Annotated in this window: 32 protein-coding genes; 10 read left to right on the top strand and 22 right to left on the bottom strand. The window is 57.1% G+C overall.

The features are described 5' to 3' along the window. Positions 1-14: 14 nt before the first annotated feature. From PhaeoP97_RS01705 to PhaeoP97_RS01675, 7 genes are read right to left on the bottom strand one after another with little or no spacing between them, the layout of a single operon-like run. On the bottom strand, positions 15-908 hold the full coding sequence (locus PhaeoP97_RS01705; protein ID WP_072503608.1) for a lysophospholipid acyltransferase family protein: 894 nt from the start codon (positions 906-908) through the stop codon (positions 15-17). A gap of 34 nt (positions 909-942) precedes the next feature. Continuing rightward, a complete protein-coding gene (locus PhaeoP97_RS01700) occupies positions 943-1,212 on the bottom strand; it encodes an HPr family phosphocarrier protein (protein ID WP_072503607.1) in 270 nt (89 codons plus the stop codon). Further along, complete coding sequence (locus tag PhaeoP97_RS01695) at positions 1,213-1,620, bottom strand: PTS sugar transporter subunit IIA (RefSeq protein ID WP_072503606.1); 408 nt, start codon at positions 1,618-1,620, stop codon at positions 1,213-1,215. A 9-nt stretch (positions 1,621-1,629) separates the two neighbouring features. Beyond that, on the bottom strand, positions 1,630-2,520 hold the full coding sequence (gene rapZ / locus PhaeoP97_RS01690; protein WP_072503605.1) for an RNase adapter RapZ: 891 nt from the start codon (positions 2,518-2,520) through the stop codon (positions 1,630-1,632). Beyond that, positions 2,507-2,950, bottom strand: a complete 444-nt coding sequence (locus PhaeoP97_RS01685; protein ID WP_072503604.1) for an HPr kinase/phosphorylase — start codon at positions 2,948-2,950, stop codon at positions 2,507-2,509. Before PhaeoP97_RS01685 ends, rapZ begins: the two co-directional genes overlap by 14 nt. Positions 2,951-2,953: 3 nt before the next feature. Then, entirely contained in the window at positions 2,954-4,666 is a 1,713-nt protein-coding gene (locus PhaeoP97_RS01680; RefSeq protein ID WP_072503603.1) for a sensor histidine kinase, read from the bottom strand. A 33-nt stretch (positions 4,667-4,699) separates the two neighbouring features. After that, on the bottom strand, positions 4,700-5,401 hold the full coding sequence (locus tag PhaeoP97_RS01675) for a response regulator transcription factor (protein ID WP_072506252.1): 702 nt from the start codon (positions 5,399-5,401) through the stop codon (positions 4,700-4,702). Between the two features lie 346 nt (positions 5,402-5,747). Between PhaeoP97_RS01675 and PhaeoP97_RS01670 the strand changes: the two genes are divergently transcribed. After that, positions 5,748-7,346 carry a phosphoenolpyruvate carboxykinase gene (locus tag PhaeoP97_RS01670; protein ID WP_072503602.1) on the top strand — a complete coding sequence of 533 codons (1,599 nt, stop codon included), beginning with the start codon at positions 5,748-5,750 and terminating at the stop codon, positions 7,344-7,346. A 73-nt stretch (positions 7,347-7,419) separates the two neighbouring features. On the opposite strand, the gene PhaeoP97_RS01665 is transcribed toward PhaeoP97_RS01670, so the two are convergent. Then, positions 7,420-8,319: a cation diffusion facilitator family transporter gene (locus PhaeoP97_RS01665; protein WP_072503601.1), complete on the bottom strand. Its 900-nt coding sequence runs from the start codon at positions 8,317-8,319 to the stop codon at positions 7,420-7,422. 59 nt (positions 8,320-8,378) lie between these two features. Then, positions 8,379-9,167 (bottom strand): sulfite exporter TauE/SafE family protein, encoded by a 789-nt coding sequence (locus tag PhaeoP97_RS01660; RefSeq protein ID WP_072503600.1) that lies wholly within the window; start codon positions 9,165-9,167, stop codon positions 8,379-8,381. Between the two features lie 144 nt (positions 9,168-9,311). Here PhaeoP97_RS01660 and PhaeoP97_RS01655 point away from each other — a divergent pair, with 144 nt between their 5' ends. Together PhaeoP97_RS01655 and PhaeoP97_RS01650 are read left to right on the top strand one after the other, a co-directional pair. Beyond that, a complete protein-coding gene (locus PhaeoP97_RS01655; protein WP_072503599.1) occupies positions 9,312-10,997 on the top strand; it encodes an acyl-CoA dehydrogenase family protein in 1,686 nt (561 codons plus the stop codon). A 114-nt stretch (positions 10,998-11,111) separates the two neighbouring features. Then, positions 11,112-11,516 (top strand): META domain-containing protein, encoded by a 405-nt coding sequence (locus PhaeoP97_RS01650; protein WP_072503598.1) that lies wholly within the window; start codon positions 11,112-11,114, stop codon positions 11,514-11,516. Here PhaeoP97_RS01650 and recO read toward each other — a convergent pair. From recO to folK, 11 genes are all read right to left on the bottom strand, one after another. After that, positions 11,506-12,225, bottom strand: a complete 720-nt coding sequence (gene recO / locus PhaeoP97_RS01645) for a DNA repair protein RecO (protein ID WP_072503597.1) — start codon at positions 12,223-12,225, stop codon at positions 11,506-11,508. The two genes, PhaeoP97_RS01650 and recO, sit on opposite strands and share 11 nt — an antisense overlap. Positions 12,226-12,227: 2 nt before the next feature. After that, positions 12,228-12,557 carry a DUF1491 family protein gene (locus PhaeoP97_RS01640; protein ID WP_072503596.1) on the bottom strand — a complete coding sequence of 110 codons (330 nt, stop codon included), beginning with the start codon at positions 12,555-12,557 and terminating at the stop codon, positions 12,228-12,230. Between the two features lie 6 nt (positions 12,558-12,563). Beyond that, positions 12,564-13,469, bottom strand: a complete 906-nt coding sequence (era, locus tag PhaeoP97_RS01635; protein ID WP_072503595.1) for a GTPase Era — start codon at positions 13,467-13,469, stop codon at positions 12,564-12,566. Next, a complete protein-coding gene (gene rnc, locus PhaeoP97_RS01630; protein WP_072503594.1) occupies positions 13,466-14,152 on the bottom strand; it encodes a ribonuclease III in 687 nt (228 codons plus the stop codon). Before rnc ends, era begins: the two co-directional genes overlap by 4 nt. Then, complete coding sequence (lepB, locus tag PhaeoP97_RS01625) at positions 14,149-14,985, bottom strand: signal peptidase I (protein ID WP_072503593.1); 837 nt, start codon at positions 14,983-14,985, stop codon at positions 14,149-14,151. The genes rnc and lepB overlap by 4 nt, the downstream gene beginning before the upstream one ends. Before the next feature lie 63 nt (positions 14,986-15,048). Then, complete coding sequence (acpS, locus tag PhaeoP97_RS01620) at positions 15,049-15,480, bottom strand: holo-ACP synthase (RefSeq protein ID WP_072506251.1); 432 nt, start codon at positions 15,478-15,480, stop codon at positions 15,049-15,051. Between the two features lie 49 nt (positions 15,481-15,529). Further along, positions 15,530-16,297 carry a pyridoxine 5'-phosphate synthase gene (locus PhaeoP97_RS01615; protein WP_072503592.1) on the bottom strand — a complete coding sequence of 256 codons (768 nt, stop codon included), beginning with the start codon at positions 16,295-16,297 and terminating at the stop codon, positions 15,530-15,532. A gap of 87 nt (positions 16,298-16,384) precedes the next feature. Continuing rightward, complete coding sequence (locus PhaeoP97_RS01610) at positions 16,385-17,050, bottom strand: DUF2062 domain-containing protein (protein ID WP_072503591.1); 666 nt, start codon at positions 17,048-17,050, stop codon at positions 16,385-16,387. A 33-nt stretch (positions 17,051-17,083) separates the two neighbouring features. Beyond that, positions 17,084-19,216, bottom strand: coding sequence for a RelA/SpoT family protein (locus PhaeoP97_RS01605; protein ID WP_072503590.1), 2,133 nt, complete (start codon positions 19,214-19,216; stop codon positions 17,084-17,086). A 40-nt stretch (positions 19,217-19,256) separates the two neighbouring features. Beyond that, complete coding sequence (gene rpoZ / locus PhaeoP97_RS01600; RefSeq protein WP_072503589.1) at positions 19,257-19,610, bottom strand: DNA-directed RNA polymerase subunit omega; 354 nt, start codon at positions 19,608-19,610, stop codon at positions 19,257-19,259. A 92-nt stretch (positions 19,611-19,702) separates the two neighbouring features. Then, entirely contained in the window at positions 19,703-20,272 is a 570-nt protein-coding gene (folK, locus tag PhaeoP97_RS01595) for a 2-amino-4-hydroxy-6-hydroxymethyldihydropteridine diphosphokinase (RefSeq protein ID WP_072503588.1), read from the bottom strand. Positions 20,273-20,410: 138 nt separating this feature from the next. Here folK and PhaeoP97_RS01590 point away from each other — a divergent pair, with 138 nt between their 5' ends. The 7 genes from PhaeoP97_RS01590 (at position 20,411) to PhaeoP97_RS01560 (ending at position 24,972) form a co-directional block, all read left to right on the top strand. Then, a complete protein-coding gene (locus PhaeoP97_RS01590; RefSeq protein WP_072503587.1) occupies positions 20,411-20,980 on the top strand; it encodes a LabA-like NYN domain-containing protein in 570 nt (189 codons plus the stop codon). Between the two features lie 164 nt (positions 20,981-21,144). Further along, positions 21,145-22,095 (top strand): 4-hydroxy-3-methylbut-2-enyl diphosphate reductase, encoded by a 951-nt coding sequence (gene ispH / locus PhaeoP97_RS01585; RefSeq protein ID WP_072503586.1) that lies wholly within the window; start codon positions 21,145-21,147, stop codon positions 22,093-22,095. Positions 22,096-22,229: 134 nt separating this feature from the next. Next, on the top strand, positions 22,230-22,847 hold the full coding sequence (locus PhaeoP97_RS01580) for a LysE family translocator (RefSeq protein WP_072503585.1): 618 nt from the start codon (positions 22,230-22,232) through the stop codon (positions 22,845-22,847). Continuing rightward, on the top strand, positions 22,844-23,296 hold the full coding sequence (locus PhaeoP97_RS01575; RefSeq protein WP_072503584.1) for a DUF3429 domain-containing protein: 453 nt from the start codon (positions 22,844-22,846) through the stop codon (positions 23,294-23,296). The genes PhaeoP97_RS01580 and PhaeoP97_RS01575 overlap by 4 nt, the downstream gene beginning before the upstream one ends. Next, positions 23,293-23,892, top strand: a complete 600-nt coding sequence (locus PhaeoP97_RS01570; RefSeq protein WP_072503583.1) for a class I SAM-dependent methyltransferase — start codon at positions 23,293-23,295, stop codon at positions 23,890-23,892. Before PhaeoP97_RS01575 ends, PhaeoP97_RS01570 begins: the two co-directional genes overlap by 4 nt. After that, the gene (gene rnhA / locus PhaeoP97_RS01565) at positions 23,885-24,352 is read left to right on the top strand and encodes a ribonuclease HI (protein ID WP_072503582.1); all 468 of its coding nucleotides are present in this window, start codon (positions 23,885-23,887) and stop codon (positions 24,350-24,352) included. The genes PhaeoP97_RS01570 and rnhA overlap by 8 nt, the downstream gene beginning before the upstream one ends. Continuing rightward, on the top strand, positions 24,349-24,972 hold the full coding sequence (locus PhaeoP97_RS01560; protein ID WP_072503581.1) for a trimeric intracellular cation channel family protein: 624 nt from the start codon (positions 24,349-24,351) through the stop codon (positions 24,970-24,972). The genes rnhA and PhaeoP97_RS01560 overlap by 4 nt, the downstream gene beginning before the upstream one ends. A 21-nt stretch (positions 24,973-24,993) precedes the next feature. On the opposite strand, the gene PhaeoP97_RS01555 is transcribed toward PhaeoP97_RS01560, so the two are convergent. Then, positions 24,994-25,230, bottom strand: a complete 237-nt coding sequence (locus PhaeoP97_RS01555) for a hypothetical protein (protein ID WP_072503580.1) — start codon at positions 25,228-25,230, stop codon at positions 24,994-24,996. Positions 25,231-25,246: 16 nt separating this feature from the next. Continuing rightward, positions 25,247-26,152 carry a methionyl-tRNA formyltransferase gene (gene fmt, locus PhaeoP97_RS01550; RefSeq protein WP_072503579.1) on the bottom strand — a complete coding sequence of 302 codons (906 nt, stop codon included), beginning with the start codon at positions 26,150-26,152 and terminating at the stop codon, positions 25,247-25,249. Positions 26,153-26,199: the final 47 nt, after the last annotated feature.

The raw sequence follows: 26,199 nt of genomic DNA, 5'->3' as shown, positions 1-26,199 counted from the left end.
AAACAACACCGTAACTATGTGCCGGTTTTGCCCAATGCTAATGTGTGCTCACGTAGCCACGCCATAAAACCGCGCGGATCGCTCTGAAGTTTTTCCATTTGTGCGTCGGTCAATGTCGCGCCAACAACCGGGCTTTGAGGTTTGTTGCAAGAGCGTACGATCTCGTGCAGCAACAGCCCCTGACGCAGGATTGGCGAGACACGATTGGCGATCTGATACCAACGAGAATTGCTGCCAGGGAAAAAAATTGGCACCACGCGCGCACCAGAACGGCGGATGAGCTGGGCGGTGAAAACATTCCACTCTTGCTCAATCGCTGGTCCAAACCAGCTCTCTGACGACATGACAACACCCGATGGGAACAATGCCACAACGCCGCCCTGCTTCAGGTGCGCCATGGTCTTGGCCCGCATTTCGACCATCTTCCGTTGCGCTTCGGGATCGTGCGGGAAAGGCACGGGGATCATGAAAGAGGTCGCCGCTTCGTCGAGACCTGTCAGAACAGACCGTGTCAGGATACGGTAATCCTGACGAACCCGACCGATCAAATCGGCAAAAATCATGCCATCCACCATGCCATGCGGATGGTTCGCCACCACAATAACAGGCCCGTCAGCAGGAATACGGCTGATCTGCTCTTCTGGTGTCATGAGCTTGATCCCCATGACGTTCAACGCCCCGCGCCAGAACTTCTGCCCACGATATTCGGCGTTGCTGCGTTCGAACTTACGGACCATTCGCAAAATTGTCAGCTTGCCCGTGAGCCATTCAATCGCACGGATCGCAAAAGAGGTCCAACGATCATCAAAGGAGTTGGCATAGGTGAGGGTCCGCCGATCGTAGATCTCACCGGTCTCTTCGGTCCCCGGCGTCACGCCCGTGTCCCGATCATGCGCAGTATCCGCCAAGTGCCTTGTCCCGTTCCGTAATTCTGAAAGATGCTTAGTAGCCTTCGCCGAATTTATCGGCAACCAGCGTATCCAACGCCGCTGCCAGCGCTTCTGCATCCGGGCCGGACGTTTCGATGTCAATAGTCGTTCCCTTGGAGGCTGCCAACATCAAAAGCCCCATGATACTGTCACCCGAGGCTGACAGCCCGTCCCGCGACACTTCTGCCGAGGCATCAAAGCCCTCGACGACCTCGACCAGTTTGGCAGAAGCCCGCGCGTGCAGTCCTTTTTCGTTGACGATTTCCAGCGTTTTCTGAACCATTTAATGCGCTTGCTCCCCTTCGGGGTTGATGTTTTGGGCGTTAATGTACTTACGTCCCGCCTCCATCGCATGCCGCACAGCGTCAGCGACGGGCAGATGGCGGGATTTCGCCAGTTTGATTAGCATCGGCAGATTGGCACCGTATAGGATCCGGCGATTTGCCGGAGTACAGGCCAAAAGACTGAGGTTAGAGGGGGAGCCACCAAAGAGATCCGTCACCACCACAACACCACCGCCACTGTCAACGGCGTCCGCCGCGCGGCAGATTTCGCGCTGTTTGGCGTCCCGGTCATCTTCCGGTCCGATGCTAATGGCCTCAAGACAGAGCTGAGGGCCCACAACATGTTCAACGGCGGCCAGGTATTCTCTGGCCAATCCACCATGTGCAACGATCACGATTCCGATCAAGCCGGTCCCTCACTTCTGTCGCTGGCCATGCAGCTCGCGGTGTCTAATTGACACCTGCTGCCCATCTTCCGCAAGATCCTTGGCTAGGGTTTCTGCCATTGTGACCGAGCGATGCTGCCCCCCAGTGCACCCAAATGCGATGGAGAGATGCGATTTACCCTCTTCTCGGTATGCAGGCAACAGTAAGCGTATGAGATCGAGTACCCTCTCAAAAAACGGCTGATACCGTCTATCCTGTCGCACATAGGCCTGAACAGCCTCATCGCGCCCGTCCAGACTACGCAGGCCCTGCTCCCAATATGGATTACGTAAGAACCGACAGTCGAACACCATATCAATGCTGCGTGGCACGCCGCGTTTGTAGGAGAAGCTCTGTAGCGACACCGCCAGTGCCCTACCACCGGGAGCGAAGCGTCGTTCAATATCCGCTTTCAGTTGGTGGATATTCATCTCTGACGTATCCAGCAACAGATCAGCCCGGTCGCGGATCGGCATCATCAGGTCAATTTCACGCAAGACGCCGACTTCTGGGTCCTCAGCGGGAGAGAGCGGATGGCGTCTGCGCGTTTCAGAGTAGCGGCGCAGCAATACCTCGTGATCTGCATCGAGATAAAGCACGGTCAAATCCAGATCCCGGCGTCCCGCCAGCATATCGATCACATCCAACAGGGCAGCCGGTGAGAAATCGCGATTGCGGCTATCAAGACCCAAAGCCATTGGCCTGGTCAGGCTATTTGCCTCCACCAGACCGGGCAGCAGTCGTAGTGGTAAATTATCAATCGCCTCAAATCCCAAATCCTCGAGCACATTGATCGCTGTAGTCCGCCCAGCACCCGATGGACCGGTCACCAGCACAATCGGGACGGCGGCTGGATCAGGGACAGCGTCAGAGGTGCGCATCTGGGTTCAGTGCTCCGTGTTTGAGATATTGTAGCAAAGCTGGCACAAAATGCGGACCCTCAGTACGGCGCAATCGGCGGATCGGATGGTCAAGGATCATGGTCATTAGCTGGGGCGGTAGGCGATCTGTTTCAAGTTCTTCAAGATCTACCACGGCTGTAAGTCGGGTTCTTTGAACCGGTTCCGCGCGCAAAAGGCCAAGACCACGCGCTTCGATTACGCCGATCAGGGCTTCCGGCGCGGTCGCAACCAAGTGGTCTGCCCCCACTGAAACAATTACCTGATCATCCGCAACCAGCGCGGCACCCATTGCCATCAATTGCAGCGCAAGCGTCGATTTTCCGGAACCCGATGTGCCTGTTATCAGCAAGCCCCGACCGGAAACATCAACGCAACTGGCATGAAGGCGACAGGTACGCGGCGCGTCCATATGTCAGACCGGCAAACCAACGACGAACCGCGCGCCCAGAGGTTCAGACGTAATATCTGCTTCTGTCGGACGAATATTTTCGGCCCAGATCACACCGCCATGTGCCTCAACAATTTGTTTGGAAATCGCCAGGCCAAGTCCTGAGTTGTTTCCAAAATGTTCGACCGGACGCTGAGAATAGAACCGCTTGAACACTTTGCTTAGTGCCTGATCTGGGATGCCCGGACCGGTGTCTTCGACCACGACCAGCACGCGATTGTCGCGACGTCGCGCCCAGACGCGGATCGCATCGCCATCCTCGCAGAAGGAAATCGCGTTGGTGATCAGATTGACAAACACCTGTGCCAGCCGTGCCTCCAACCCTTGAATATCAATGGGAGTCTTGGGCAGGTCGGTGATATAGTCGATACCTTTTCCGCGCGCATCCTCGCCCAGAAATTGGTTCAAATTGCCAAGCATATGCAGAAGATCAAAGCTCTCTTCTTCCTCCTTCACCAGCTCAGCATCCAGGCGCGATGCATTGGAGATATCACTGACCAGCCTGTCCAAACGCCGCACGTCATGTTCGATTACATCGAGCAACTTGTCGCGTTGATCTTCGCGCTTAATCATCCGCAGGGTGCCAACGGCAGATTGCAGACTGGCAAGCGGGTTCTTAATCTCATGGGCAACATCAGCGGCGAACTGTTCGTTGCTGTCTATCCGGTTGTAAAGCGCTTTAACCATACTACGCAGGGCGCGGCTGAGACGTCCAATTTCATCCGGGCGTGCCGTCAGGTCGGGAATACGGATACGCCCCGGTTTCGATTTTCGGGTGTCACCATCACGACCCAGCTCTGCCGCTTCCGCCAGATCAGCCAGCGGATTGGCGATCGTAGAGGCCAATACCAGGCTGAGGCCAATGGACACCAGCAAAGCGACAACGAACATTTGCAACACGCGTTCCTGCTCACTGCGGACCAACGCATCAATCTCGCCAGTAGGTGACGCTAGGGTAACCACGCCGATGGCATCGCCTTGGAACATGATTGGCGTTGCTGCAGAAAACACCGTGCCGCCGCTGGTATCAACTACCGCCTTTACCTCGGTGCCCCCAACCAAAGCCTGCTGGACCATATTTCGCAGCTGATCCTCAAGCGGCTGTGTGGGCAGTTGGCCCGTGTCGGATTTCAACATCCCGCCAACAGTAGACCATACCGTCGCCAGACCATCACTGATCAATGTGGACGACATGCTGTCGTCATTCAACAGATCCAGTGCGCCACCCCGCTCAACCCCTTTGGTCTGGGCGATCAACGTGCCGGCCGTATCGAATACAAAGACTTCAGCACCCGCCCGCAGACTAATGTTCTGAAGAGTGGCAACGGGATCGATCCCGTCCCCGACCACCAGACTAACGGTGCCAATTTCCGGCAGCTGGGCCTCGAACACATCGGAGATCAGCATCGCTTCAGCGGCAAGTGCACCGGCCCGTTGCAAAACCAAGCTTTGGCGTGATGAATTTAGGTAAAGGATACCCGACACCAAGATGATCAACGCAATGAGATTCAGCGTAATGATCTTGCGTGTCAACGGCGAGCTGCGCAGCGACAACACCCCCCGGCGAGCCCTCTTATCCTGTAGTTCACGCGTCACAGTATGCTCCGGCGCGACCCAATCATCGCCAAGAACAACATCACTATCCCGTTGTGAACGGCTTATACCGGAATCGCGCATCGGCGTTCTACTCCGCCTGACCCTATGTGGGGCTTACTCTTCATTGTAACGGTAACCGATACCGTAAAGCGTCTCAATGGCCGCAAATTCGGTGTCCGCGCTGCGCATCTTCTTGCGCAGACGCTTGATATGGCTGTCGATGGTACGGTCATCCACGTAGACCTGATCATCATAGGCAACATCCATCAGCTGATCGCGGCTTTTGACGAAACCAGGGCGTTGTGCCAGAGCCTGCAAAAGCAGAAATTCAGTGACCGTCAGGGACACGTCCTGCCCTTTCCAGCTGACCGAATGGCGCAGCGGATCCATGCGTAGATTGCCCCGCTCCATCATCTTGTTTTCGGTCGTAGTGGCAACAACATCACCGCTGATCGCCTCTTGACGGCGCAGCAAGGCGCGGATGCGCTCGACCAGAAGCCGTTGCGAAAACGGTTTCTTTACGTAGTCATCAGCCCCCATTCGCAGGCCCAGAACCTCATCGATCTCATCATCCTTGGAGGTGAGAAAGATTACAGGCATCTGGGTTTTCTGCCGCAGCCGCTGCAACAGATCCATGCCGTCCATGCGCGGCATCTTTATGTCGAGAACTGCCATATCCGGCAGTTTCTTGTTGAACGCGTCCAGCGCGGCCTGCCCATCATTGTAGGTCTCAACCTCAAAGCCTTCGGCCTCAAGGGTCATTGAGACCGAGGTCAGGATATTCCGATCATCATCGACTAAAGCAATCTTAGACATCTGATTGGCCCCAAATCTGCTCGTTTTTGTGTTTTTTAAACGTTCATCGCTGTTCTGCCCCGGCGAATCAATGCCCATTGAAGAATCTCGACACAGTTTCGCCTCAATTGAGACAAAAATACCTTAGCAGGCGCTAAACATTCAGGCACGAGCCCCTGCAAATTGTCGTTAAAAAAAATGGTTGCGCTAAACATTGCCTTGATGGCGCTAACTGCGTCAAAGCGTTCTGTTCAGCGCGCAAACCCTTATGTTAAGACCAGCCACATTGGCCTTTGTGCCGATTTATGCCCCAGGGCGCGGCTTTTATTGTTTGCGACTTTTATAGTCGCCACAGGAGAAAGAACACATGGCATCTGGACGGGTTAACCCGCAATTCCGCCTCGAAGATCAAGGTATCGAAGGACTGGGGAACGTCTATTACAACCTCATGGAGCCAGCCCTGATGGAGGCGGCCCTGAAGCGCGACGAAGGTACGCTTGGCAATGGCGGCGCCTTTCTGGTGACCACCGGCAAGTTCACCGGCCGTTCGCCCAAGGATAAGCACGTTGTGAAAACCGACAGCGTTACCGACACCATCTGGTGGGAAAACAATGCCGAGATGAGCCCCGAGGGGTTTGATGCGCTTTATCTTGACATGCTCGCCCATATGCAGGGCAAAGAATACTATGTGCAGGATTTGGTCGGCGGCGCGGACCCCGCACATGCAATCAACGTGCGTATGGTCACCGAACTGGCTTGGCACGGGCTGTTTATCCGCACCATGTTGCGCCGCCCTGACCGTGAAGATCTGGACGACTTTATCGCGGATTTCACTGTCATCAACTGCCCCAGCTTTCAGGCCAATCCGGAGCGCCATAACTGCCGCAGCGAGACCGTGATCGCGATGAACTTTGATCGCAAGATGATCCTGATTGGCGGCACGGAATACGCCGGTGAGAACAAGAAATCCGTCTTCTCGTTGCTGAACTACCTGCTGCCCGAAAAGGGCATCATGCCGATGCACTGCTCGGCCAACCACGCCAAGGGCAATCCGGTGGACACCGCTGTGTTCTTTGGCCTGTCGGGCACTGGCAAGACCACCCTGTCCGCAGACCCGGACCGCGTCCTGATCGGCGATGACGAACATGGCTGGGCCGACAACGGTACGTTCAATTTTGAAGGCGGTTGCTATGCCAAGACCATCAACCTGAACGCCGAGGCGGAGCCGGAAATCTACGCCACGACGTCGAAGTTCGGGACGGTGATCGAAAACATGGTGTTCGATCCGGAGACCAAGGAGCTGGACTTCAACGACGACAGTCTCACCGCGAACATGCGTTGTGCTTACCCGCTGCATTACATCTCCAATGCATCCGAGAGCGCACGCGGCGGTCACCCCAAGAATATCATCATGCTGACATGTGATGCCTTTGGGGTGCTGCCTCCGATCGCGCGGCTGACCCCAGCACAGGCGATGTATCACTTCCTGTCCGGCTTCACCTCTAAGGTGGCAGGCACCGAGCGCGGCGTGACTGAACCAGAACCTACGTTCTCCACCTGTTTTGGTGCCCCCTTCATGCCGCGTCGGCCCGAAGTTTATGGTAACCTACTGCGTGACAAGATCGCCCAGCATGGGGCCACCTGCTGGCTGGTCAACACCGGCTGGACCGGTGGTGCCTACGGTATTGGCAGTCGCATGCCGATCCGGGCCACCCGCGCGTTGTTGACAGCAGCGCTGGATGGATCGCTGGCCGAGGCGGAGTTCCGTAAAGACGCGAACTTTGGCTTTGACGTACCTGTCACTGTCCCTGGTGTTGCCGAGGTCTTGCTGGACCCGCGTCGCACATGGGACGATCAGGTGGCCTATGACACTCAAGCCGCCAAATTGGTGCAGATGTTCTCTGACAACTTTGAACAGTACTTACCCTACATTGATGATGACGTAAAAGCTGCGGCCATCAGCTGAGTTCCGCTGTTCCGAAACACAAAAAGCCCTGATCCTCTGATCGGGGCTTTTTCATTTCCGGGTTTTCCGCGCGCTACTGCCCCGGTTTGATACCGCTGTCTTCCAGCTTGTGTTCTGGTTCCACGTGGATCGTGACCTGCGCGGTTGGCAGCGAGACGCGGATGGCTTCTTCGATACGATCGCAGATCGCATGAGATGCCCGTACCGTCATTTCACCTGCGACAACCATATGAAACTCAATGAAAACCGCTTGCCCGGCACGCCGGGTTTTCAGACCGTGCACCTGCAACGCACCTTGGGCCGTCTGGTGAATAATCGCAGCTATTTCGTCCCGCTCATTCTGCGGCGCCGCCTGATCCATCAGCCCGCCAACTGATGAGACAACCACCAGATACCCTTCGCGCAGGATGTTAACAGCAACCAATAGGGCCAGGATTGGGTCGAGCAATGACCAGCCCGTGGCCATTGCCAAGACCAAGCCAACCAGGACGCCTGCCGAGGTCCAAACGTCACTCATCAAATGGCGTCCGCCTGCAACCAGTGCTGGCGAGCCAAGCACAGAGCCACGTTCGATCAGCACACGGGCCCAGAGCAGGTTCACCACCATGGCCCCCGCATTGACCCAAATCCCCGCACTGTTCCAAACCAAGGGTGCCGGTGCGCGAAGGGCGGAAATGGCCTCATTTAGGATCAGCAAGGCCGCAACGATGATCATGATCCCTTCCACAACAGCCGAGAAATACTCCGCCTTGTGATGACCAAAGGGATGTCCTGCGTCAGGCGGACGATTGGCGTAGCGGACCGCAAACCATGCCATGATCGCGCCGCCGATATTGACCAGCGATTCCATCGCGTCAGAAAACAGCGCAATCGAACCGGTCAGCCACCAGGCCAGCGTCTTACCTGCGAGCACCAGTATCGCAACAGCGATGGAGACTGTGGCCAAATGCTCTGCGCTCAATCGCTTTACCATCCACAGTCCTCTTTGTGTGTTTCTTTGCACGAACTAGGCTCTGACCAGCTCATTAGACCCTAATACATGAGTCCGCGCCGGAGCAGATTGGCCCCCGCAAGCAGCAAAACAACCAATGTTGCCCGCCGAAACGTGGCCTGATTGATCCGATCCTGTAACAGCCCCCCGATCCACATGCCGACGATAGCAGGCGGCACCAGCATGAGTGAGAACGGCGCAGTCTCAGCACGCATCACGCCGGACCCGATATGCGCCAATAGCAAGGCCATAGCACCGAGCCCATAGATCACACCTTGCACTCGCATCTGTTCGTGTTTTTCGGTGCCAAGGGCTGTCAGATAGGCCACGGTCGGCGGCCCCCAGATACCTGACAACCCGCCAATAAAGCCCGCGACTGCCGCGACGACCGCCTCGGTTTGTGAATTGGTACGGGTCATGGGAATGCTGCGTCCCATCAACTGCATCAGCGCAAAAATCGTGACCAGCACCCCAATCACGAGTAACATAATGCCTTGCGGTAACACCCTAACCAATTGCGCGCTCGCCAATAAAAAGACCAACCCAACAAGCAAGAAAATTCGAAACCGTTTGATTGACTGCCAGGCCGCCGCAGTTCCTTGGCGCAACGCCTGCATACCATTTGTCACCACTGTCGGCAAAATCAGCCCCGCGAGCGCAATTTCCGGTGACAGGAACATGCTCAGCCCGGAAACTAGGATCATTGGCATGGCAAATCCGACCATGCCCTTCACCGTGCCAGCCAATACCGAAATTCCCAGCGCAAACGCCAATATTTCGATATTTAGACCCGGTGGGAGAGCGGCGACAAGGTAAGAAGACACTGACATCTCTCCCCTTTAGCACATCCGCGTTGCGCTGCACGTGCGAAATGTATCAGCAATTATTGATCCAAACATAACGTCACAAGGTATTTTTGTTGCGCTGCAACTGCAAAGTGATCTACCACTGACGCAACTGAAAGGATGTGATTCATGGCTCATGATGGACAGGACCCGCAAATGCAACCGACCCTTGTTCCTGACATTCTGACGCTCACCGCAGCGGCACTGGACCCGGTGAGCGATCTTCTAGAGACCGCGCGAAGCACCGTGCGCGGTCTTGTCAGCGAGGACGGTCGAGTTTCGGGGGCGTTGGTCGAAAGCCATCAAACGGCCGCGCACGGCCTCGCCTGGCTTGCCACCTATGCCTATAGCTTACGCCAGATGCATAACTGGGCAGAACGGCTGCAGGCGGATGGCAAATTCTCCGAAACGGACCAGCTATTGCTGCAAATCGGCTTTGGCGAATACCTCTGGCAAATCTACGGCGGCATTCCGATGAACCAGGGCGAGGTTCTGCGGTTGCAGGATCTTGGCCTGTCACAGGACAGTCAGAGGTTGCTAATGGTTCCTGCTGTCATGACGCTTTGTGACAGCGGCAACACTCAGGCTGCGCGCATGCGGTTGGTAGAGCTGATGCAAGAGCAGTCCGGCTCAGTTATGTTTGGCAACTCCGGCCTTGATGAAGAGCTGGAGATGATCCGTGATCAGTTCCGTCGTTACACGATCGAAAAGGTGGAGCCTCACGCCCACGACTGGCATCTGAACGACGAGTTGATCCCGATGGAGATCATCGAAGAGCTGGCCGAAATGGGCGTCTTTGGGCTGACCATCCCTGAGGAGTTTGGCGGCTTTGGATTGTCCAAGGCCTCGATGTGCGTCGTGTCCGAAGAGCTGTCACGCGGCTATATCGGTGTTGGCAGCCTTGGCACTCGGTCAGAAATCGCAGCTGAACTGATCATAGCAGGCGGGACCGAAGAGCAAAAAGCCAGCTGGCTACCCAAGATCGCCAGCGCCGAAATCCTGCCCACAGCCGTCTTTACCGAACCAAACACAGGGTCTGATCTGGGTGCCTTGCGCACCCGCGCCGTTAAGGGTGACAATGGCGACTACAAGATCACCGGCAATAAGACCTGGATTACACATGCCGCGCGCACCCATGTAATGACGCTGCTGGCACGCACCGACCCCAACAGTACGGATCATCGGGGCTTGTCGATGTTCCTGGCAGAGAAAACACCTGGTACCGATGAAGATCCCTTCCCTACAAAAGGCATGACCGGTGGTGAAATCGAGGTTCTTGGCTATCGCGGTATGAAAGAGTACGAGCTGGCATTTGACGGGTTTCACGTGAAGCGTGAAAACCTGCTCGGCGGGAACGAGGGCAAAGGCTTCAAGCAGCTGATGGAGACCTTTGAATCCGCGCGTATCCAAACTGCTGCCCGCGCCATTGGTGTTGCGCAATCTGCATTGGATATCGCGATGCAATACGCGCAGGATCGAAAGCAATTCGGTAAGCCGCTGATCGCCTTCCCCCGCGTGGCCTCCAAACTGGCGATGATGGCGGTTGAGATCATGATGGCCCGCCAGCTCACGTATTTTTCGGCCTGGGAAAAAGACAATGGCCATCGTTGTGACCTAGAGGCTGGTATGGCGAAGCTGTTGGGCGCCCGCGTTGCCTGGGCAGCGGCCGACAACGGTTTGCAGATCCATGGCGGCAACGGTTTTGCGCTAGAGTACAAGATCAGCCGGGTGCTGTGTGATGCACGGATCCTCAATATTTTTGAAGGTGCCGCCGAGATTCAGGCACAGGTCATCGCACGCAGGCTACTGGCCTGATCACATACTGCCCCCCAGCCATCTGATTGGAAACGGCCCGGCGCACGCAGCTCCGGGTCGTTTCTAATTGCACCGGCGGCTTGACGAGCGGTCGCCATGGGATAGCGTGCCCCTATGAAACTGATCTATGCCCCATTGCTCGCCTTTGCCTCTCTTTTGTCTCTTGTGGGGTGTTTCGGTGACGAAACGCTGCGCGCCTATGGCGGCCGCGGAACCACCTGGCAGCTGCGTGAAATCGACAAGACGCCCGTCGCTGCGCTCACAACGCTGGAATTCCCGAAGCCCGGTGTCATCACCGGTCAGCTTCCGTGCAACCAAATGACCGGCCAGCTGATGACCCCCTACCCCTGGTTCGAGATCGCGGCACTGGCAACCACACGTATGGTCTGCCCGACCTTAAGGGAAGAGACAGATGTCCTAACGGCACTGCAACAGATGGATCTCGTCGAGATCAAAGGATCCGTCCTGCTGCTCACCAATGACGCCGGTCGCGAGATGCTGTTTACGGCTACCGACTGAGCACGTCGATTAACCGCCCTCGCGCCTCTGGCAGGGGTCGGTCGCCAAGTGATGGCGCCAGACGGCTTTCCAGGAAGAACCCAGTGGTGGAGAGAGCTGTCACAATCTCCCCCGTATTGGCATCGCCATGGCCGCGCAAAATTGGTGGCAGTGGCAACAGGCGGTCGGCCCAATCCCCCGCCCCAGTGCGGGACACTGCCCGTCCGCTCTTGGGGGAAACATACATCAATTCAGTGCCCGCGCCTGTTACCGCGCATCGGTTGAGATCGAGACCAAAGCCCATCTCCTCCAGCAGCGCCTTCTCCCAACGTAGATAGGCCAAGGGCCAAACATCAGGACGGTCTAACAAATCCAAAAGCTGTTCACTACGCAGATAAAGGTCCGGAAGCGGTTCGCGTTCAGGCAGGCAAAACGCCAAAAGCGCCGTCACCGCGTTCAGTCCTGCCAGCGCAAGACGACCAGAGAGGGCAGCCGCCGCACGGCTTCGTATAAGTTCAGCGTGATAGCTGCCCAGATGATCCTCTAGGCGCGCGCGCCAGGTCACATCCAACTGGGCACCCGGTTGCAACACAGGTGCCATTCTGCGACCGGCACCACCACGGACAACTCCGGCGTGGCGCCCGTGGTCCACGGTGAATACATCCACGATTGCTGAACTCTCACCATGGCGGCGCATTGTCAGCAATATGCCCTCGTCGCGCCACTCCATGATCAATCCAGGCCCGGTTCATCCAGCAAATGCCGCCCGTGGCGGTCTTCGACCTCAATCACCCAGAGATCCGGGTCAAAACCGCGTTGCTTGGCGATAGCCGCGTCCACGTCGTTTTCATCGCCCTTAGCCAATGTGATCCAACTACGCGCGCCGCTCATCAAATCGTACGAGCGATGCAGCGCTTCGGCCTGGCGGTCCAATGTGTTCAGCTTGACCAGAACGGCACCGGCCGTATCGTCACCATGCGAGGTGACAAAGGCCGGAATATCGGCAAGCCGCAGACGGGTGAGGTAAGCCTGCACCCAAAAGCTCGCCGTAAGACGCGCCATGCGGGATCAGTTCCCGTCCTTGAAGTCGAGACCCATCTCAGAATAGCGTTCGGATTCTTCCAGCCAGTTCGGGCGCACTTTCACCTGCAGGAATAGATGCACTTTGCGATCGAGGAACTCCTCCAGCTCAGCCCGGGCAGCCTGGCTGACCGCCTTGATGGTCTCCCCCCGTTTGCCGAGCACGATCCCTTTATGACCGTCACGCATCACATAGATCAGCTGGTCGATCTTGGCCGAGCCGTCTTTACGCTCTTCCCAGTTTTCGGTTTCCACCGTCAGCTGATACGGCAATTCCTGATGCAGGCGCAGGGTCAGTTTTTCACGGGTCATCTCTGCCGCAATCATGCGCATTGGAAGATCAGCGATCTGATCTTCTGGATAAAGCCACGGCCCCTCTGGCAGCTGCTCTGCCAACCAGCCGCGCAGATGGTCGACACCATGGCCCTTTTCTGCGGAAATCATAAAGGTATCGGCAAACGCGTAGCGTTCGTTCAAATCTTTGGTCAAACCCAGCAAGACCTCGGACTGAACCCGGTCTATCTTGTTGATCGCCAAGGCGATTTTTCGGCCCTCGCCGATATTCTCAAGACCTTCCAAGATGCGTTCGACACCTTCGGTAATACCGCGGTGTGCCTCAATCATCAGCACGACCACGTCGGCATCCGCAGCGCCCCCCCAGGCAGCTGCGACCATCGCGCGATCCAGACGGCGGCGCGGCTGGAACAGGCCAGGTGTGTCTACAAAAACAATCTGGCTCTCGCCCTCCATGGCCACGCCACGGATGCGGGCGCGGGTGGTCTGCACCTTGTGGGTTACAATTGACACCTTGGCCCCAACCATACGGTTGAGAAGCGTGGATTTACCCGCATTGGGTTCACCGATCAGGGCAACAAAGCCGGCGCGTGTGGTCATTTTTCTTGCTCCAATCGAGCCAACAAGTATTTGGCTGCGGCCTGTTCGGCCTGACGTTTTGATCCGGCAGTAGCGCGGCCTTCGGTGCCGTCTTGCAGCTGCACGGAAATCGTAAATTCAGGTTGATGGTCTGGGCCTTTGCGCTCAACCAGCACATAGGCGGGGGGCTGTTCGCCGCGCGCCTGGGCAAATTCTTGTAGCGTGGTCTTGGCGTCACGGGCGTCTGCCTCGACACGGCCAATACGGCTACCCCAAAGACGCAGGATCAGCTGCTGTGCGGCCTCAAATCCACCATCTTTGTAGACAGCCGCGATCACTGCTTCCATTGCATCCCCCAGCAGGGCCTGCTTGCGGCGCCCGCCTGACATTGTTTCCGAACGGCCCAATTTCAGCACATCACCCAACCCAATTTCGCGGGCAACATCAGCGCAGGTTTCCTTGCGCACCAAAGCGTTGAACCGCGGCGCCAACTGGCCCTCGGTCGCAGTCTTATCCGTGTCCAGCAGTGCAGTGGCCATCACCAAGCCAAGCACCCGGTCGCCCAAAAACTCAAGCCTCTGATTGTCCTGACGGTTCGGTGACGACACAGAAGCATGAGTCAAAGCCCGCACGAGAAGTGCAGGCTCAATGAAAGTATAGCCGATCCGCGCCGCAAAAGCGCACATATCCTTAGAGAGTTTCACTCGATCCCCTTAAAGAAACGGTCCCCGCGCCAAGTCCAGAAGAACAGCATGGACCGGCCAGCAGAGGAAAACACGATCCGGTCAGCACGGCCAATAAGGTTTTCGTAAGGGACGTAACCGACGCCTCCGGCCGACTGCGGCAAACGGCTGTCAGAGGAATTGTCACGATTGTCCCCCATAAAGAAGTAATGCCCTGCAGGCACCTGATAGACGCCAGTATGATCCATGCCCTGATTGCCGATATTCAGCACAACATGCTCACTCCCGCCGGGCAGGGTTTCAATCTGACGCGATTTTGTGCAGGTAGCGCCTTCACCCACTGGTGCGTTTTCACACAGCGGATAGGACCCGGCAGGGCCTTGAGGTGCCATCAGCTCTTCAAATTCACCGGCATCCTGCATGGCAACAGCGGTACCGTTGACGTGCAGCACGCCATCTTTCACCTGGATCTTATCGCCCGGCAGACCGATCAGCCGCTTGATGAAATCGTTCTGATTGACCGGATGACGGAAGACCACGACATCTCCGCGCTCGGGCTCACCGGCCCAAATACGAGAATTTTCACCATCAAGGAAGCCACAGATATCACTGCTGTCGATGTCGATGCCGACGCTCGGGAATTTCAGGCTGGGACAGGAAGCGGAGGAATAGCCATAGGCCATCTTGTTCACGAACAGAAAGTCGCCAATCAGCAAAGTTTCCTTCATAGAGCCGGAAGGAATCCAGAACGGCTGAAAGAACAGCGTGCGGAACACACCCGCGATCAGCAGGGCGTAGACGATGGTCTTGACCGTCTCAAGGATCGAACTTCCGACTGTTGCTTTGGCCGTCATCAGGCTCTCCGGTCTAACTGTAAACAAGGGTTCGGCGCTACATGCGGGGCCGATCCGGGTAAGTCAAGCATCGCCCGGCGTCGCAAGCGGTTCACGGGCGATTGGACGCGCCTCAATCACGACGAAGGCCTGTGCCCAAGGGTGATCGTCCGTCAATGTCACATGGATAATGGCCTCGTGACCTTCTGGCGTCATCTTGGCAAGCCGGTCGGCCGCCCATCCGGTTACATGCATGACTGGCTGACCTGTCCGTAGGTTTGACACCGCCATGTCTTTCCATGCGATTCCCATACGCAGCCCGGTGCCCAGCGCCTTTGAGCAAGCCTCTTTAGCGGCCCAGCGTTTGGCATAAGTGCCCGCAACGTCTAGCCGCCGCTCTGCCTTGCGTTGCTCAATATCGGTGAAAACGCGATTTTTGAACCGGTCGCCAAACCGGTCCAGAGTGCCTTGGATACGCTCAATATTTGCCAAGTCGGTGCCGATGCCCAGGATCATTAGTTGATCAAAGGCGATCTGACCGACACTGACAAGGGGCCACGATGCCTTAGCCTTCGGTGCGCGCCTCATGCATTAGGCGGCGCATCTCTGCAATCGCCGGGGTGAGCCCGCGGAAAATGGCTTCGCCGATCAGAAAGTGACCGATGTTCAGCTCGCACACTTCGGGGAATGCCGCGATGGGCTGGACACAATCATAGGTCAAACCGTGACCGGCATGGACTTCCAGCCCAAGCGAATGGGCAAAGCTCGACATTTCGCGCAGAGCGGCCAGTTCGGAATCGCGTTTGGCGAAATCCCCCTCGGCATGGGCGTCGCAATAGGCCCCAGTGTGCAATTCGATCACCTCTGCCCCGATGCGATGCGCAGCTTCGATCTGGCGCCGATCCGCCGCGATAAAAATCGACACCCGGCAACCCACGTCCCGCAACGGAGCGATAAAGTGCGCCAGTTTGTTTTCCTCGCGCGCAACTTCCAGCCCGCCTTCGGTGGTACGCTCTTCACGTTTCTCCGGTACGATGCAGACTGCGTGCGGTTTGTGCCGGAGCGCGATGTTTTGCATTTCCTCCGTAGCGGCCATCTCAAAGTTCAAAGGTACGCTCAGCGCCTCCATCAGCCCGTCGATGTCACGATCAGTGATATGACGGCGGTCTTCACGCAGATGCGCCGTGATGCCATCCGCCCCCGCCTCTTCAGCGAGCTTGGCAGCCCGCACCGGGTCAGGTGTCAGCCCGCCACGTGCATTGCGCACCGTGGCCACATGGTCGATGTTTACGCCCAGTCGCAGGGCGGTGTCTTGCTCAGAAGTCTGTGCCATGGATCGCAATTCCCAATTCAACGCTATTGGCCTGACACTAGGTGCTGCGCGTCCAAGAGCAACCCGGAAACCACCAGAAAAGCGCGCTTAGAGCGGTCCGTTTTCACCCTTGTCGCTTGCCGCATCCAAGGCGGCGCGTTTCTTGATAATGTCGAACTTTGCCTTGATCTTGGACCGGCGGCGTAGCTGATAGGCGCGAATGACTGGCACACTCAGCACATAACAAACGGTTGCTGTGATGATGCCCGGCAAGACGCCACCCACAAGATAGGGGAAAAACACTTCATGATAAAATAGCGCCAGCCCCTGCCAGTCGGCGGGGCGGTCCATCACCAGCGCAATCAAATTGTCAAAAAGATCGCTGCCCGCCGCGAGGAATTTCCCAACCAGAGATTTGTCCACATCAGGGTCAAACTCAGTCCCGAGGATCCAGTGCCCGGTTTGAAGAGAGGCCACACCGATAGGCACGTAGGTCAGCGGATTGCCGAAGAAGGTGCCACTGAGAGCCGCCAAAATATTGCCATTCATCAGCCGTGCAATGATGGCCGCTACCACGAAATGCATCGCGTAGAACGGCGTGAAGGTGGTAAAAACCCCGGCCCAAACACCGCGGGCGATACGTTCTGGCGAATCGGGCAACCGCCGCACCCGGTGCTTCACGTAGTGAAACGCACGTCCCCAACCGCCGCGCGGCCACAAAAAATCCGCGAGCGCACGCAAAGGTGGGCGTCTATCCCGGCGCCTGAATACCAAAGGTTCGCGTCCTTCCCAAATCGTGCTGAACGGCTACCCTAGTTTCGGGCGGCTTTCTGGCAAATCACGGAACCGAGCAACGGCTGCAACATCGCTCTCAGCTTCCAGCATCAACATCAGCGAATGCAGCTGCTCCACATCACGCAGTTCGACATTAATCATCAGCCGGTAAAAGTCGGGTTTCCGATCGACAAATTCAAGGTCAGAAATATTGGCCTTTTTTTCACCGATCAATGTGCAAATGCGTCCCAGAACACCGGCGTCGTTGCCGATGGTCAGCTCAAGTGTCACACCGTAGACCGCCGGATGGGTGCCGCTGTGCCAATGCAGATCAACCCAGCGCTCTGGTTGATCTTCAACTTCGCCCAGCGCATCGCAATCAGCGGAATGCACAACAACGCCGCGACCGCGATAGGTGATGCCAATAATGCGTTCACCCGGCAGTGGCTGGCAGCAAGGCGCACGTTCAAAGCTCTGTCCCGGCTCAAGACCAATCACCGCACGACGCGGCGAGACCTCATCACTGTCGTCAGCAGCCAACTCAGGATAGACTGCCTGCACCACGTCATGCGCGGTCAGCACCGCAGCGCCCAGGCGTCCGAGCAATTCATCAACAGAACTGACCCTGAGGGCCCTTGCGGCAGTTTCCAGGGCCTTATCGGTTGCTTTGCGGCCGACATGTTCAAAGGCAGAGCGCGCGAGTTCATGGCCCAGTTTCACAAAACGCGCCCGATCCAATTCCCGCAAGGCCCGCCGGATGGCCGTTCGCGCCTTACCCGTAGTTGCAATCTCCAACCAGCTTACCTGCGGGGTCTGCCCCTCGGCGGTGATGATTTCCACGGATTGCCCATTGCGCAGCCGGGTCCAGAGAGGCACGCGAATTGCATCCACCTTGGCTCCGACGCAGGCATGGCCGATCCTGGTGTGGATCGCATAAGCGTAGTCAATCGGTGTCGCCCCTTTGGGCAGCTTGATGACGTCACCTTTAGGCGTAAAGCAGAACACCTGGTCAGAGTACATTTCCAGCTTAACCGCTTCGAGGAATTCATCGTGATCCTCTTCTGCGTCGAACTGTTCAGTCAGCGAGGCGATCCATTTCGCCGGATCGACAGCAAAGGGATTTTCCGAACGGACACCATCGCGATAGGACCAATGCGCGGCCACTCCGGTTTCGGCAACATCATGCATCTGGCGGGTGCGGATCTGCACTTCGACCCGCTTACCGTCCCGCCCCGAAACTGTTGCGTGGATTGATCGGTAGCCGTTAGATTTCGGTTGGCTGATGTAGTCCTTGAACCGACCAGGGACCGCGCGCCATCGCTGATGAATAGCACCCAATGCCCGGTAACAGTCTTCTTCACTGGCAGTGATAATGCGGAACCCATAGATGTCGGATAGTCGCGAAAAGCCCTGATCTTTTTCCTGCATCTTACGCCAGATTGAATAGGGTTTTTTCGCTCGCCCAAAGACCTCGGCCTCGATACCCGTCTTTTCCAACTCGGTACGCATGTCGCCGGTGATCCGATGGATCACATCGCCGGTTTCACGCTGCAACGTCACAAAGCGCCGGATGATCGACTGCCTGCCTTCGGGATTCAGCACACGAAAGGCCAGATCCTCCAGCTCTTCGCGCATCCACTGCATCCCCATGCGACCCGCAAGTGGTGCGTATATATCCATGGTCTCGCGGGCTTTTTGGGCCTGCTTGTCCAACCGCATCGCCTTGATGGTCCGCATATTGTGCAGACGGTCCGCGAGTTTGACGAGAATGACCCGCAGGTCCTTTGACATCGCCATGAACAGCTTACGAAAATTCTCGGCCTGTTTGGTTTCACGGCTCGAGAGTTGCAGGTTGGTCAGCTTGGTGACGCCATCGACCAGCATCGCCACCTCAGGGCCAAACCGGTTAGAGATCTCATCGTAGGAAGCTTTTGTATCTTCGATTGTGTCATGCAGCAGCGCGGTGATGATCGTGGCATCATCCAGCCGCTGCTCTGTCAGGATGGCCGCGACAGCAACCGGATGCGTAAAATAGGGCTCGCCAGAATGGCGGAACTGGCCCTCATGCATGTGTTCGCCAAACGCATATGCATCGGCGATCCTGTCCGCATTGGTCCTTGGATTGTAGTTGCGGACCAGAGCAATCAGGTCTTCTGGTGAAATCATTTCCGGTCCGCAGCCTCAGCTAGTTATGTCGTATGACTTCTCAGCCCTGCCCCTGCGCCTCCATTAGCGCACGCAGCAGTTTTTCTTCTGACATATCGTCGGTGGAGGGTTTGTCGTTTTCCGCTCCCATAAGCAGAGCCATGGAATCGTCTTCCGGCTCGTCCACTTCGATTTGGCTCTGGTTGTTCTCGATCAGACGCTCGCGCAGCGAATCTGCGCTCTGTGTCTCATCCGCGATCTCACGCAGGGACACGACAGGGTTTTTGTCGTTGTCACGCTCGACCGTCAGGGCGGCACCTGCCGCAATCTCACGGGCGCGATGCGCCGCGAGCATCACCAGCTCAAAGCGGTTGGGAACCTTGTCTACGCAGTCTTCAACCGTCACGCGGGCCATGGGCGACTCTCCAAATCAAAATAAGTCCAGAAGCGTGACTTCTAAAACCAAAGCTTTCTATTGACAAGCGCCGAATGGGAGGCCCTTACAGCTCACAGTGGGGAAATCTCATTCAAATCGGACTTAGGCAGTGCATCACAGAGGTCTTGCACCATCTTGGCAAGAATCGGGTGCCGCCAATCCGGTGCAACATCTCGGAGCGGCACGAGAACAAAACCCCGGTCCTGAAGGCGCGGATGCGGCAAAAGCAACTGACCCGGAGCTTCCTTCATCTGCTGATCAAGTGGCAGATCCTTCCATCTGGCGAAGGTGGCCACATCCGGGCAGATCAAGTCATCATATGCCAGCAGGTCGAGGTCCAATGTCCGCATTCCCCAGCGCTGCGCACGCTGACGGGCGAAATCGGCCTCAATCTCGTGCAAAAGGTCCAGAAGAGACCGCGGTGACAGATCGGTGTGGATGCGGATTGCCGCGTTCACATAGTCCGGCCCAGCTCCAACCGGAAAGCATGGCGTCTGGTAGAACCGGGACACTGCCCGCAAGCAGATGTCTGATTCGGACAACTGCTGTATCGCCGCTATAAGGGTGTGTGTCACGGACTGCTCGCCAATAGGCAGGTTTCCACCAAGGGCGATCAGCGCCTCTGACCGGAATTCGGTCATTTTTGTCCCCGTTTCCTAATCCTCATACACTTGCGGCAAATGTCAAATAACCTACATTAAGTCCACCCGTTTTGGCGTATTTCAGCATTCACTCACGGAACCCACAGCTGAGACGGACCTACCGGAAGGACATATTTGATGTTTTACAAGGACGAACGGCTCGCGCTGTTCATCGATGGCTCGAATCTTTATGCTGCCGCAAAGGCGTTGGGATTTGACATCGACTACAAATTGCTCAGGCAGGAATTCATGCGCCGGGGTAAATTGCTGCGAGCATTTTACTACACAGCCTTGCTGGAAAATGACGAGTATTCTCCGATCCGTCCGCTGGTCGACTGGCTGCACTACAATGGCTTCACCATGGTGACGAAGCCGGCCAAGGAATACACGGACAGCATGGGTCGACGTAAGGTTAAAGGAAATATGGATATCGAACTGACCGTGGATGCCATGGAACTGGCCCCACGAGTGGATCATATTGTGTTGTTTTCCGGGGATGGCGATTTTCGCCCGTTGATTGCCAGTCTTCAACGCCAGGGCGTCCGGGTGTCGGTGGTTTCGACCATCCGCAGTCAGCCACCAATGATCTCGGATGAGCTGCGACGCCAGGCCGATAATTTCATCGAACTGGAAGAGCTGAAGGACGTGATTGGTCGGCCACCTCGCGAACAGAATGATCCGCGCCCGGTATCTACCGTAACCGGCTAATTTTGTCCGGCAGACATTGTCGTCTGAGACCATATCAAAATCAAAAACCCGCAGTGCGCGATATGACCGCACTGCGGGTTTTTTAGACACCTATCGCCATCACTGACCCCGGGGCTGGACCTTGCCCCCAGAAAGCCCTAGCTCTGAGCAGCAAGGAGACCGCGATGACGAAGCCAGCCCTCACACTATTTCTTGCCGCACCGCGCGGTTTTTGTGCCGGTGTAGACCGCGCGATCAAGATCGTCGAAATGGCGCTCGAAAAATGGGGAGCACCTGTCTATGTGCGCCATGAAATCGTGCACAACAAATACGTGGTTGACGGGCTGCGCGCTAAGGGAGCGGTGTTTGTCGAAGAATTGGACGAATGCCCCGACGATCGGCCGGTGATCTTCTCAGCCCACGGTGTGCCGAAGGCGATCCCGGCAGAGGCGGACCGTCGCCAGATGATTTATGTCGATGCGACCTGCCCATTGGTGTCCAAGGTGCATATCGAAGCGCAGCGCCACGCTGAAAACGGCCTTCAAATGATCATGATTGGTCACAAAGGCCACCCAGAGACCATCGGCACCATGGGGCAGCTGCCTGATGGAGAAGTGCTGCTGGTCGAAACGCCTGACGATGTGGCCACGGTCAAGGTGCGCGATCCTGACACCCTCGCCTATGTCACCCAGACAACCCTATCGGTAGATGACACCAAGGATATTGTCGCGGCCCTTCAGGCTCGCTTTCCAAATATCGTTGGCCCCCACAAGGAGGACATCTGCTACGCCACAACCAATCGACAAGAGGCCGTGAAGGAAGTCGCGCCCAAGGCCGATGCGCTGCTCGTGGTTGGCGCACCCAATTCATCGAATTCACGCCGCCTGGTTGAGGTCGGCGCCAAGGCCGGCTGCCAATATGCCCAGCTGGTGCAGCGCGCAGAGAACATCGATTGGCGCGCACTGGATGGGATCAAAACCGTTGCTATCACCGCCGGGGCCTCGGCCCCGGAACTTCTGGTCAATGAAGTTATAGATGCGTTCCGTGTCCGGTTCGATGTCACCGTCGAGATTGTCGAAACCGCAATCGAGAAGGTTGAATTCAAGGTGCCACGCGTGCTGCGCGAAACGGCCTGAGAAAAGGGCAAGACCGCCCATCCGCCGCGCCCAGCGATGAAGCCGCTCGTTGCTACGACAGACAAGCGCTTGCAACTCGTCCGCAGCCCACTACCCTGTGATCAGCGCCCCGTCTTGTCACAAGGAAACAGTCATTGATTTCGCTGCAATTTCTTCTCACCGCGTTTGTTGTTGTGCTCGCTCCGGGCACTGGCGTGATCTATACAATCGCCCTGGGCCTGGGCCAGGGGCCACGTGCTGCGATCTGGGCTGCGGTTGGCTGCACCGTCGGCATTCTGCCGCATCTTGCCGCCGCAACACTGGGGCTCGCTGCCGTGCTGCACGCTTCGGCCCTGCTGTTTCAGACAGTAAAGGTCGCTGGTGTACTCTATCTTCTCTATCTTGCTTGGCAAATGCTGAAGGCCGGCGGCGCACTGTCGGTGTCCGCCGTCCCTTCTTCCCGGCAGTCCGGACTGCGCATCGCCCAGCGAGGCGCGCTGATCAATATCCTGAACCCCAAGCTATCGGTGTTCTTTCTGGCTCTGTTGCCACCCTTCCTCTCCGGTGCGGCAAGCAGCGCCACGGAGGAAATGATCGTCCTTGGTGCGATCTTTATGGCAATGACCTTCGCCATCTTCGCGCTTTATGGTCTATTCGCCGCGCAGGCACGCAATCTGATCCTCGGGTCAGAAACAGTGGTCAAATGGCTCAATCGCAGCTTTGCCGTGCTGTTTACTGCACTGGCGACGCGGCTGGCGATGGAGCGTGCATGAGTAGGATTCCACCAGCACCGTTGATCCTAGGATTGGCCGGGCTGATCCCCTTTGTCTGGGGTCCGCTCACCACTCAGATACCGACACTACAGGCCTGGGGAGCCAGCCATTTGGGACCGCGATTTGTCGGACCCTACGTTCAGCTGTTCTATGGGTCGGTGATACTCAGCTTCATGTCCGGCGTGCTATGGGGGTTTGCGACCAAGACGTCAGGACTGCGCGCTGCCACAGGATATGGTCTCGCGGTCCTGCCCGCCCTTTGGGCGTTCATTATGACCGGTGGAGGGCCAACCTCAGCCGGCATCAACCTCATCTATGGTTTTGCCGGATTGCTTTTGCTGGACTATGCGTTTTTCGTCTGGGGCTTGACCCCGTCATGGTGGATGCGCCTGCGACTGCTGCTGAGCGCAATTGTCATCGCCAGCCTGGCCGTAGGGGTTTACCTATGAGCGGAACGGATCGCGAAACGCTGGCTGTCTATAATGGCAAAGCCGCAGATTACGCAAAACAGAATGAAACGCATCTGCGCGAGGATCCCCGGCTGCGGGAATTCATCAACGCCTGCAAGCCTGGTGGTCGCGTGCTGGATTTGGGGTGTGGTCCCGGAACCTCCAGCGCGGTGATGGCAGCTGCCGGGCTTTGTCCACTTGCCATGGATGCCTCTGCCGAAATGATCGCTCTAGCCAACCAGTTAAAGGGCGTCGACACCTGTCAAGCCAGCTTTGATGACTTGGCCGGCGCGAACATATACGACGGCATCTGGGCCAATTTCAGCCTATTGCATGCGCCCCGCACCAAGTTCCCGCATCACCTGACGTCCCTACGGGAAGCACTACGCACGGGTGCCCCCTTTTACATCGCGCTAAAGCTGGGTAAGGGCGAGGCCCGCGATGCCCTTGGGCGTTACTACACCTACTACGAGGAAGACGAATTGATCAATCTGCTGCGCACTGCCGGGTTTACCCCTCACAACCGCACCACCGGTGAGAGCACCGGCTTGGACGGCGCATTGGCGCGCTGGGTTTCGGTGGCCTGTCATGGCTGATCTCTTTGCCTATACAGACGGCGCGTGTTCCGGCAATCCCGGTCCCGGCGGTTGGGGTGTCTTGCTGCGGGCCATGGATGGCGACACCATCGTCAAGGAAAAGGAACTGCAGGGCGGAGAGGCTGAAACCACCAACAACCGGATGGAACTTTTGGCGGCGATCAATGCACTCGAAAGCCTGGCCCGCGCCTCGACACTCACGGTAGTCACCGACTCTGCCTACGTGAAGAATGGCGTCACCGGCTGGATCCATGGGTGGAAACGTAATGGCTGGAAAACAGCTTCCAAAAAACCTGTGAAAAACGTCGAGCTTTGGCAGCGTCTGGATGAAGCGCAGCGCCGACACACTGTGACCTGGGAATGGGTCAAGGGCCACGCAGGTCATCCGGAGAACGAACGCGCGGACGAGCTGGCGCGGGCGGGCATGGCACCGTTCAAATCCAGCAAGGCCAAGGCATGACGCTGCTGACGCTGCTCGACTATGGTTCTGTATTGGTCTTTGCCCTGTCAGGTGCGTTGGTCGCAAGCCGCGCACAATTGGATATCGTAGGCTTTGCCTTTGTTGCCAGCCTAACAGCTGTCGGCGGCGGCACCGTTCGGGATCTTTTGTTGAACCGGCATCCAGTGTTCTGGGTCGGAGATTCCAACTATATCCTACTCGCCTCGGGAGCATCAGTAATTGTCTTCTTCACGGCCCATCTGGTGGAAAGCCGATTGCGTTGGGTCGTTTGGCTAGACAGTTTTGCGCTTGCCATCGCGGTTTCGGCCGGGACCGGCGCGGCGATCCTAACCACCCAACCCCCGATTGTTGTTGTGCTGATGGGCATGGCGACCGGCACCTTGGGTGGGTTGATGCGCGATGTGGTCTGCAACGAGGTACCATTGGTGCTAAAACAAGGGGAGCTTTATATCTCTTGCGCCATGGCAGGTGCGATCACTGCAGTGACCTGCATCGCATTTGGTCTACCAACCCGCTGGGCGTTGGTGGCCTGTGCGATGGTCTGCTGGATCTTACGTGCAGGATCCATCACATTTGGCTGGCACCTACCGGTCTATCGTTCGCGCCCGCCGCGCAGCTGACAAAATACCGGCGTCGCTGTATCAGCGGCGCCAATGAAACGGCACAATGATCAACGCCCCGATTGAGGCTGCGATAGCGTTCCATCCCGGCGCGCGAAACCCGATGCCGAACATAATCACAATGAAATGGAACAGAAACGCACCGCCGACGCAGATGATGATTGATGAAAGATAACCGTTTTGCGTAAAACCGGTCCGCTCAGCCAGGTACCCAATGATGCCTGCGATCACCACGCTGCCGAATAGCGCCAGAAACATCTTGTTGCCTCCCCGTTTACAGCTGACTGCCGGCAGAAACCGGAAAGCCTCGGAGGAACACGTCGCGCGCTTGTGCGCCCTTGCCAGCCCGCTGGAGCCGCAACAGTTCAACTGCCCCCTCACCGCACGCAACGGTGAGCTGATCATCTAGAACAGTCCCCGGTGTACCGTTACCGTCGACCACGCGCGATGCCAGCAATTTTACCCGCTGTCCCTCGATCTCGCACCAGGCGCCGGGAAAAGGCGACAATCCACGTATTTGCCGATCCACCACAACCGCCGGACGCTGCCAATCGATCTTGGCCTCGGCCTTATCGATCTTATGGGCGTAGGTAACCCCGTCATCTGGCTGCGGGTCAGACTTTAGGCTACCCAGTTGGTCAACAGCACTGACGATCAGTGCCGCCCCCATGTGAGACAAGCGGTCATGCAATTGTGCCGTGGTTTCCGTGCCCCCGATTTCTGTCGCATCACGCAACAGCACCGGCCCCGTGTCCAGCCCAGCTTCCATCTGCATGATACAGACGCCAGTTTGCGTGTCGCCCGCCATGATAGCCCGGTGGATCGGAGCGGCACCACGCCAGCGCGGCAGCAGGCTTGCGTGGATATTCAAACAACCGTGGTGGGGGGCGTCCAGCACGGGCTGCGGCAGGATCAGCCCGTAAGCAACCACAACGGCAACGTCAGCCTGTAATGACGCAAACCGCTGCTGTTCGTCTTCGCCCTTCAGGCGAACAGGGTGGCGCACCTCTAGCCCAAGAGCCTCGGCACGCGCATGCACAGGGGTTGGGCGATCTTTCTTGCCCCGTCCGGCGGGACGGGGCGGCTGACAGTAAACGGCAACGATTTCGTGCCCGGCGTCCACCAGAGCATCGAGAACCGGTACTGAAAAGTCCGGCGTTCCCATGAAAATGATACGCATGCTCAACCCTCTTTCAGTTGCCAAGTTAACCTGTGGGTCGACCCTAA

The organism is Phaeobacter porticola, from assembly GCF_001888185.1.
Classification (GTDB): Bacteria; Pseudomonadota; Alphaproteobacteria; order Rhodobacterales; family Rhodobacteraceae; genus Phaeobacter; species Phaeobacter porticola.
Note: the sequence above shows the minus strand (reverse complement) of the source record. Positions and strands in the feature narration are given on the sequence as shown.

Coding starts and splice junctions, on each gene's coding strand:
- rpoZ (WP_072503589.1), bottom strand. CDS start 19,610: ATGGCCCGCGTGACGGTTGAAGACTGCGTAGACAAGGTTCCCAACCGC.
- acpS (WP_072506251.1), bottom strand. CDS start 15,480: ATGATCCTGGGCATCGGCACCGACTTGGCAAATATTGAGCGTATCCAA.
- rapZ (WP_072503605.1), bottom strand. CDS start 2,520: ATGCGCACCTCTGACGCTGTCCCTGATCCAGCCGCCGTCCCGATTGTG.
- fmt (WP_072503579.1), bottom strand. CDS start 26,152: ATGCGTATCATTTTCATGGGAACGCCGGACTTTTCAGTACCGGTTCTC.
- PhaeoP97_RS01605 (WP_072503590.1), bottom strand. CDS start 19,216: ATGATTTCACCAGAAGACCTGATTGCTCTGGTCCGCAACTACAATCCA.
- era (WP_072503595.1), bottom strand. CDS start 13,469: ATGACCACACGCGCCGGCTTTGTTGCCCTGATCGGTGAACCCAATGCG.
- PhaeoP97_RS01660 (WP_072503600.1), bottom strand. CDS start 9,167: ATGTCAGTGTCTTCTTACCTTGTCGCCGCTCTCCCACCGGGTCTAAAT.
- PhaeoP97_RS01640 (WP_072503596.1), bottom strand. CDS start 12,557: ATGGCGCGTCTTACGGCGAGCTTTTGGGTGCAGGCTTACCTCACCCGT.
- PhaeoP97_RS01615 (WP_072503592.1), bottom strand. CDS start 16,297: ATGGCACAGACTTCTGAGCAAGACACCGCCCTGCGACTGGGCGTAAAC.
- ispH (WP_072503586.1), top strand. CDS start 21,145: ATGACGAAGCCAGCCCTCACACTATTTCTTGCCGCACCGCGCGGTTTT.
- PhaeoP97_RS01665 (WP_072503601.1), bottom strand. CDS start 8,319: ATGGTAAAGCGATTGAGCGCAGAGCATTTGGCCACAGTCTCCATCGCT.
- PhaeoP97_RS01685 (WP_072503604.1), bottom strand. CDS start 2,950: ATGGACGCGCCGCGTACCTGTCGCCTTCATGCCAGTTGCGTTGATGTT.
- PhaeoP97_RS01560 (WP_072503581.1), top strand. CDS start 24,349: ATGACGCTGCTGACGCTGCTCGACTATGGTTCTGTATTGGTCTTTGCC.
- PhaeoP97_RS01570 (WP_072503583.1), top strand. CDS start 23,293: ATGAGCGGAACGGATCGCGAAACGCTGGCTGTCTATAATGGCAAAGCC.
- PhaeoP97_RS01655 (WP_072503599.1), top strand. CDS start 9,312: ATGGCTCATGATGGACAGGACCCGCAAATGCAACCGACCCTTGTTCCT.
- PhaeoP97_RS01700 (WP_072503607.1), bottom strand. CDS start 1,212: ATGGTTCAGAAAACGCTGGAAATCGTCAACGAAAAAGGACTGCACGCG.
- rnhA (WP_072503582.1), top strand. CDS start 23,885: ATGGCTGATCTCTTTGCCTATACAGACGGCGCGTGTTCCGGCAATCCC.
- recO (WP_072503597.1), bottom strand. CDS start 12,225: ATGGAGTGGCGCGACGAGGGCATATTGCTGACAATGCGCCGCCATGGT.
- PhaeoP97_RS01675 (WP_072506252.1), bottom strand. CDS start 5,401: ATGTCTAAGATTGCTTTAGTCGATGATGATCGGAATATCCTGACCTCG.
- PhaeoP97_RS01555 (WP_072503580.1), bottom strand. CDS start 25,230: ATGTTTCTGGCGCTATTCGGCAGCGTGGTGATCGCAGGCATCATTGGG.
- PhaeoP97_RS01650 (WP_072503598.1), top strand. CDS start 11,112: ATGAAACTGATCTATGCCCCATTGCTCGCCTTTGCCTCTCTTTTGTCT.
- folK (WP_072503588.1), bottom strand. CDS start 20,272: ATGACCGAATTCCGGTCAGAGGCGCTGATCGCCCTTGGTGGAAACCTG.
- PhaeoP97_RS01590 (WP_072503587.1), top strand. CDS start 20,411: ATGTTTTACAAGGACGAACGGCTCGCGCTGTTCATCGATGGCTCGAAT.
- lepB (WP_072503593.1), bottom strand. CDS start 14,985: ATGACGGCCAAAGCAACAGTCGGAAGTTCGATCCTTGAGACGGTCAAG.
- PhaeoP97_RS01680 (WP_072503603.1), bottom strand. CDS start 4,666: ATGCGCGATTCCGGTATAAGCCGTTCACAACGGGATAGTGATGTTGTT.
- PhaeoP97_RS01575 (WP_072503584.1), top strand. CDS start 22,844: ATGAGTAGGATTCCACCAGCACCGTTGATCCTAGGATTGGCCGGGCTG.
- PhaeoP97_RS01670 (WP_072503602.1), top strand. CDS start 5,748: ATGGCATCTGGACGGGTTAACCCGCAATTCCGCCTCGAAGATCAAGGT.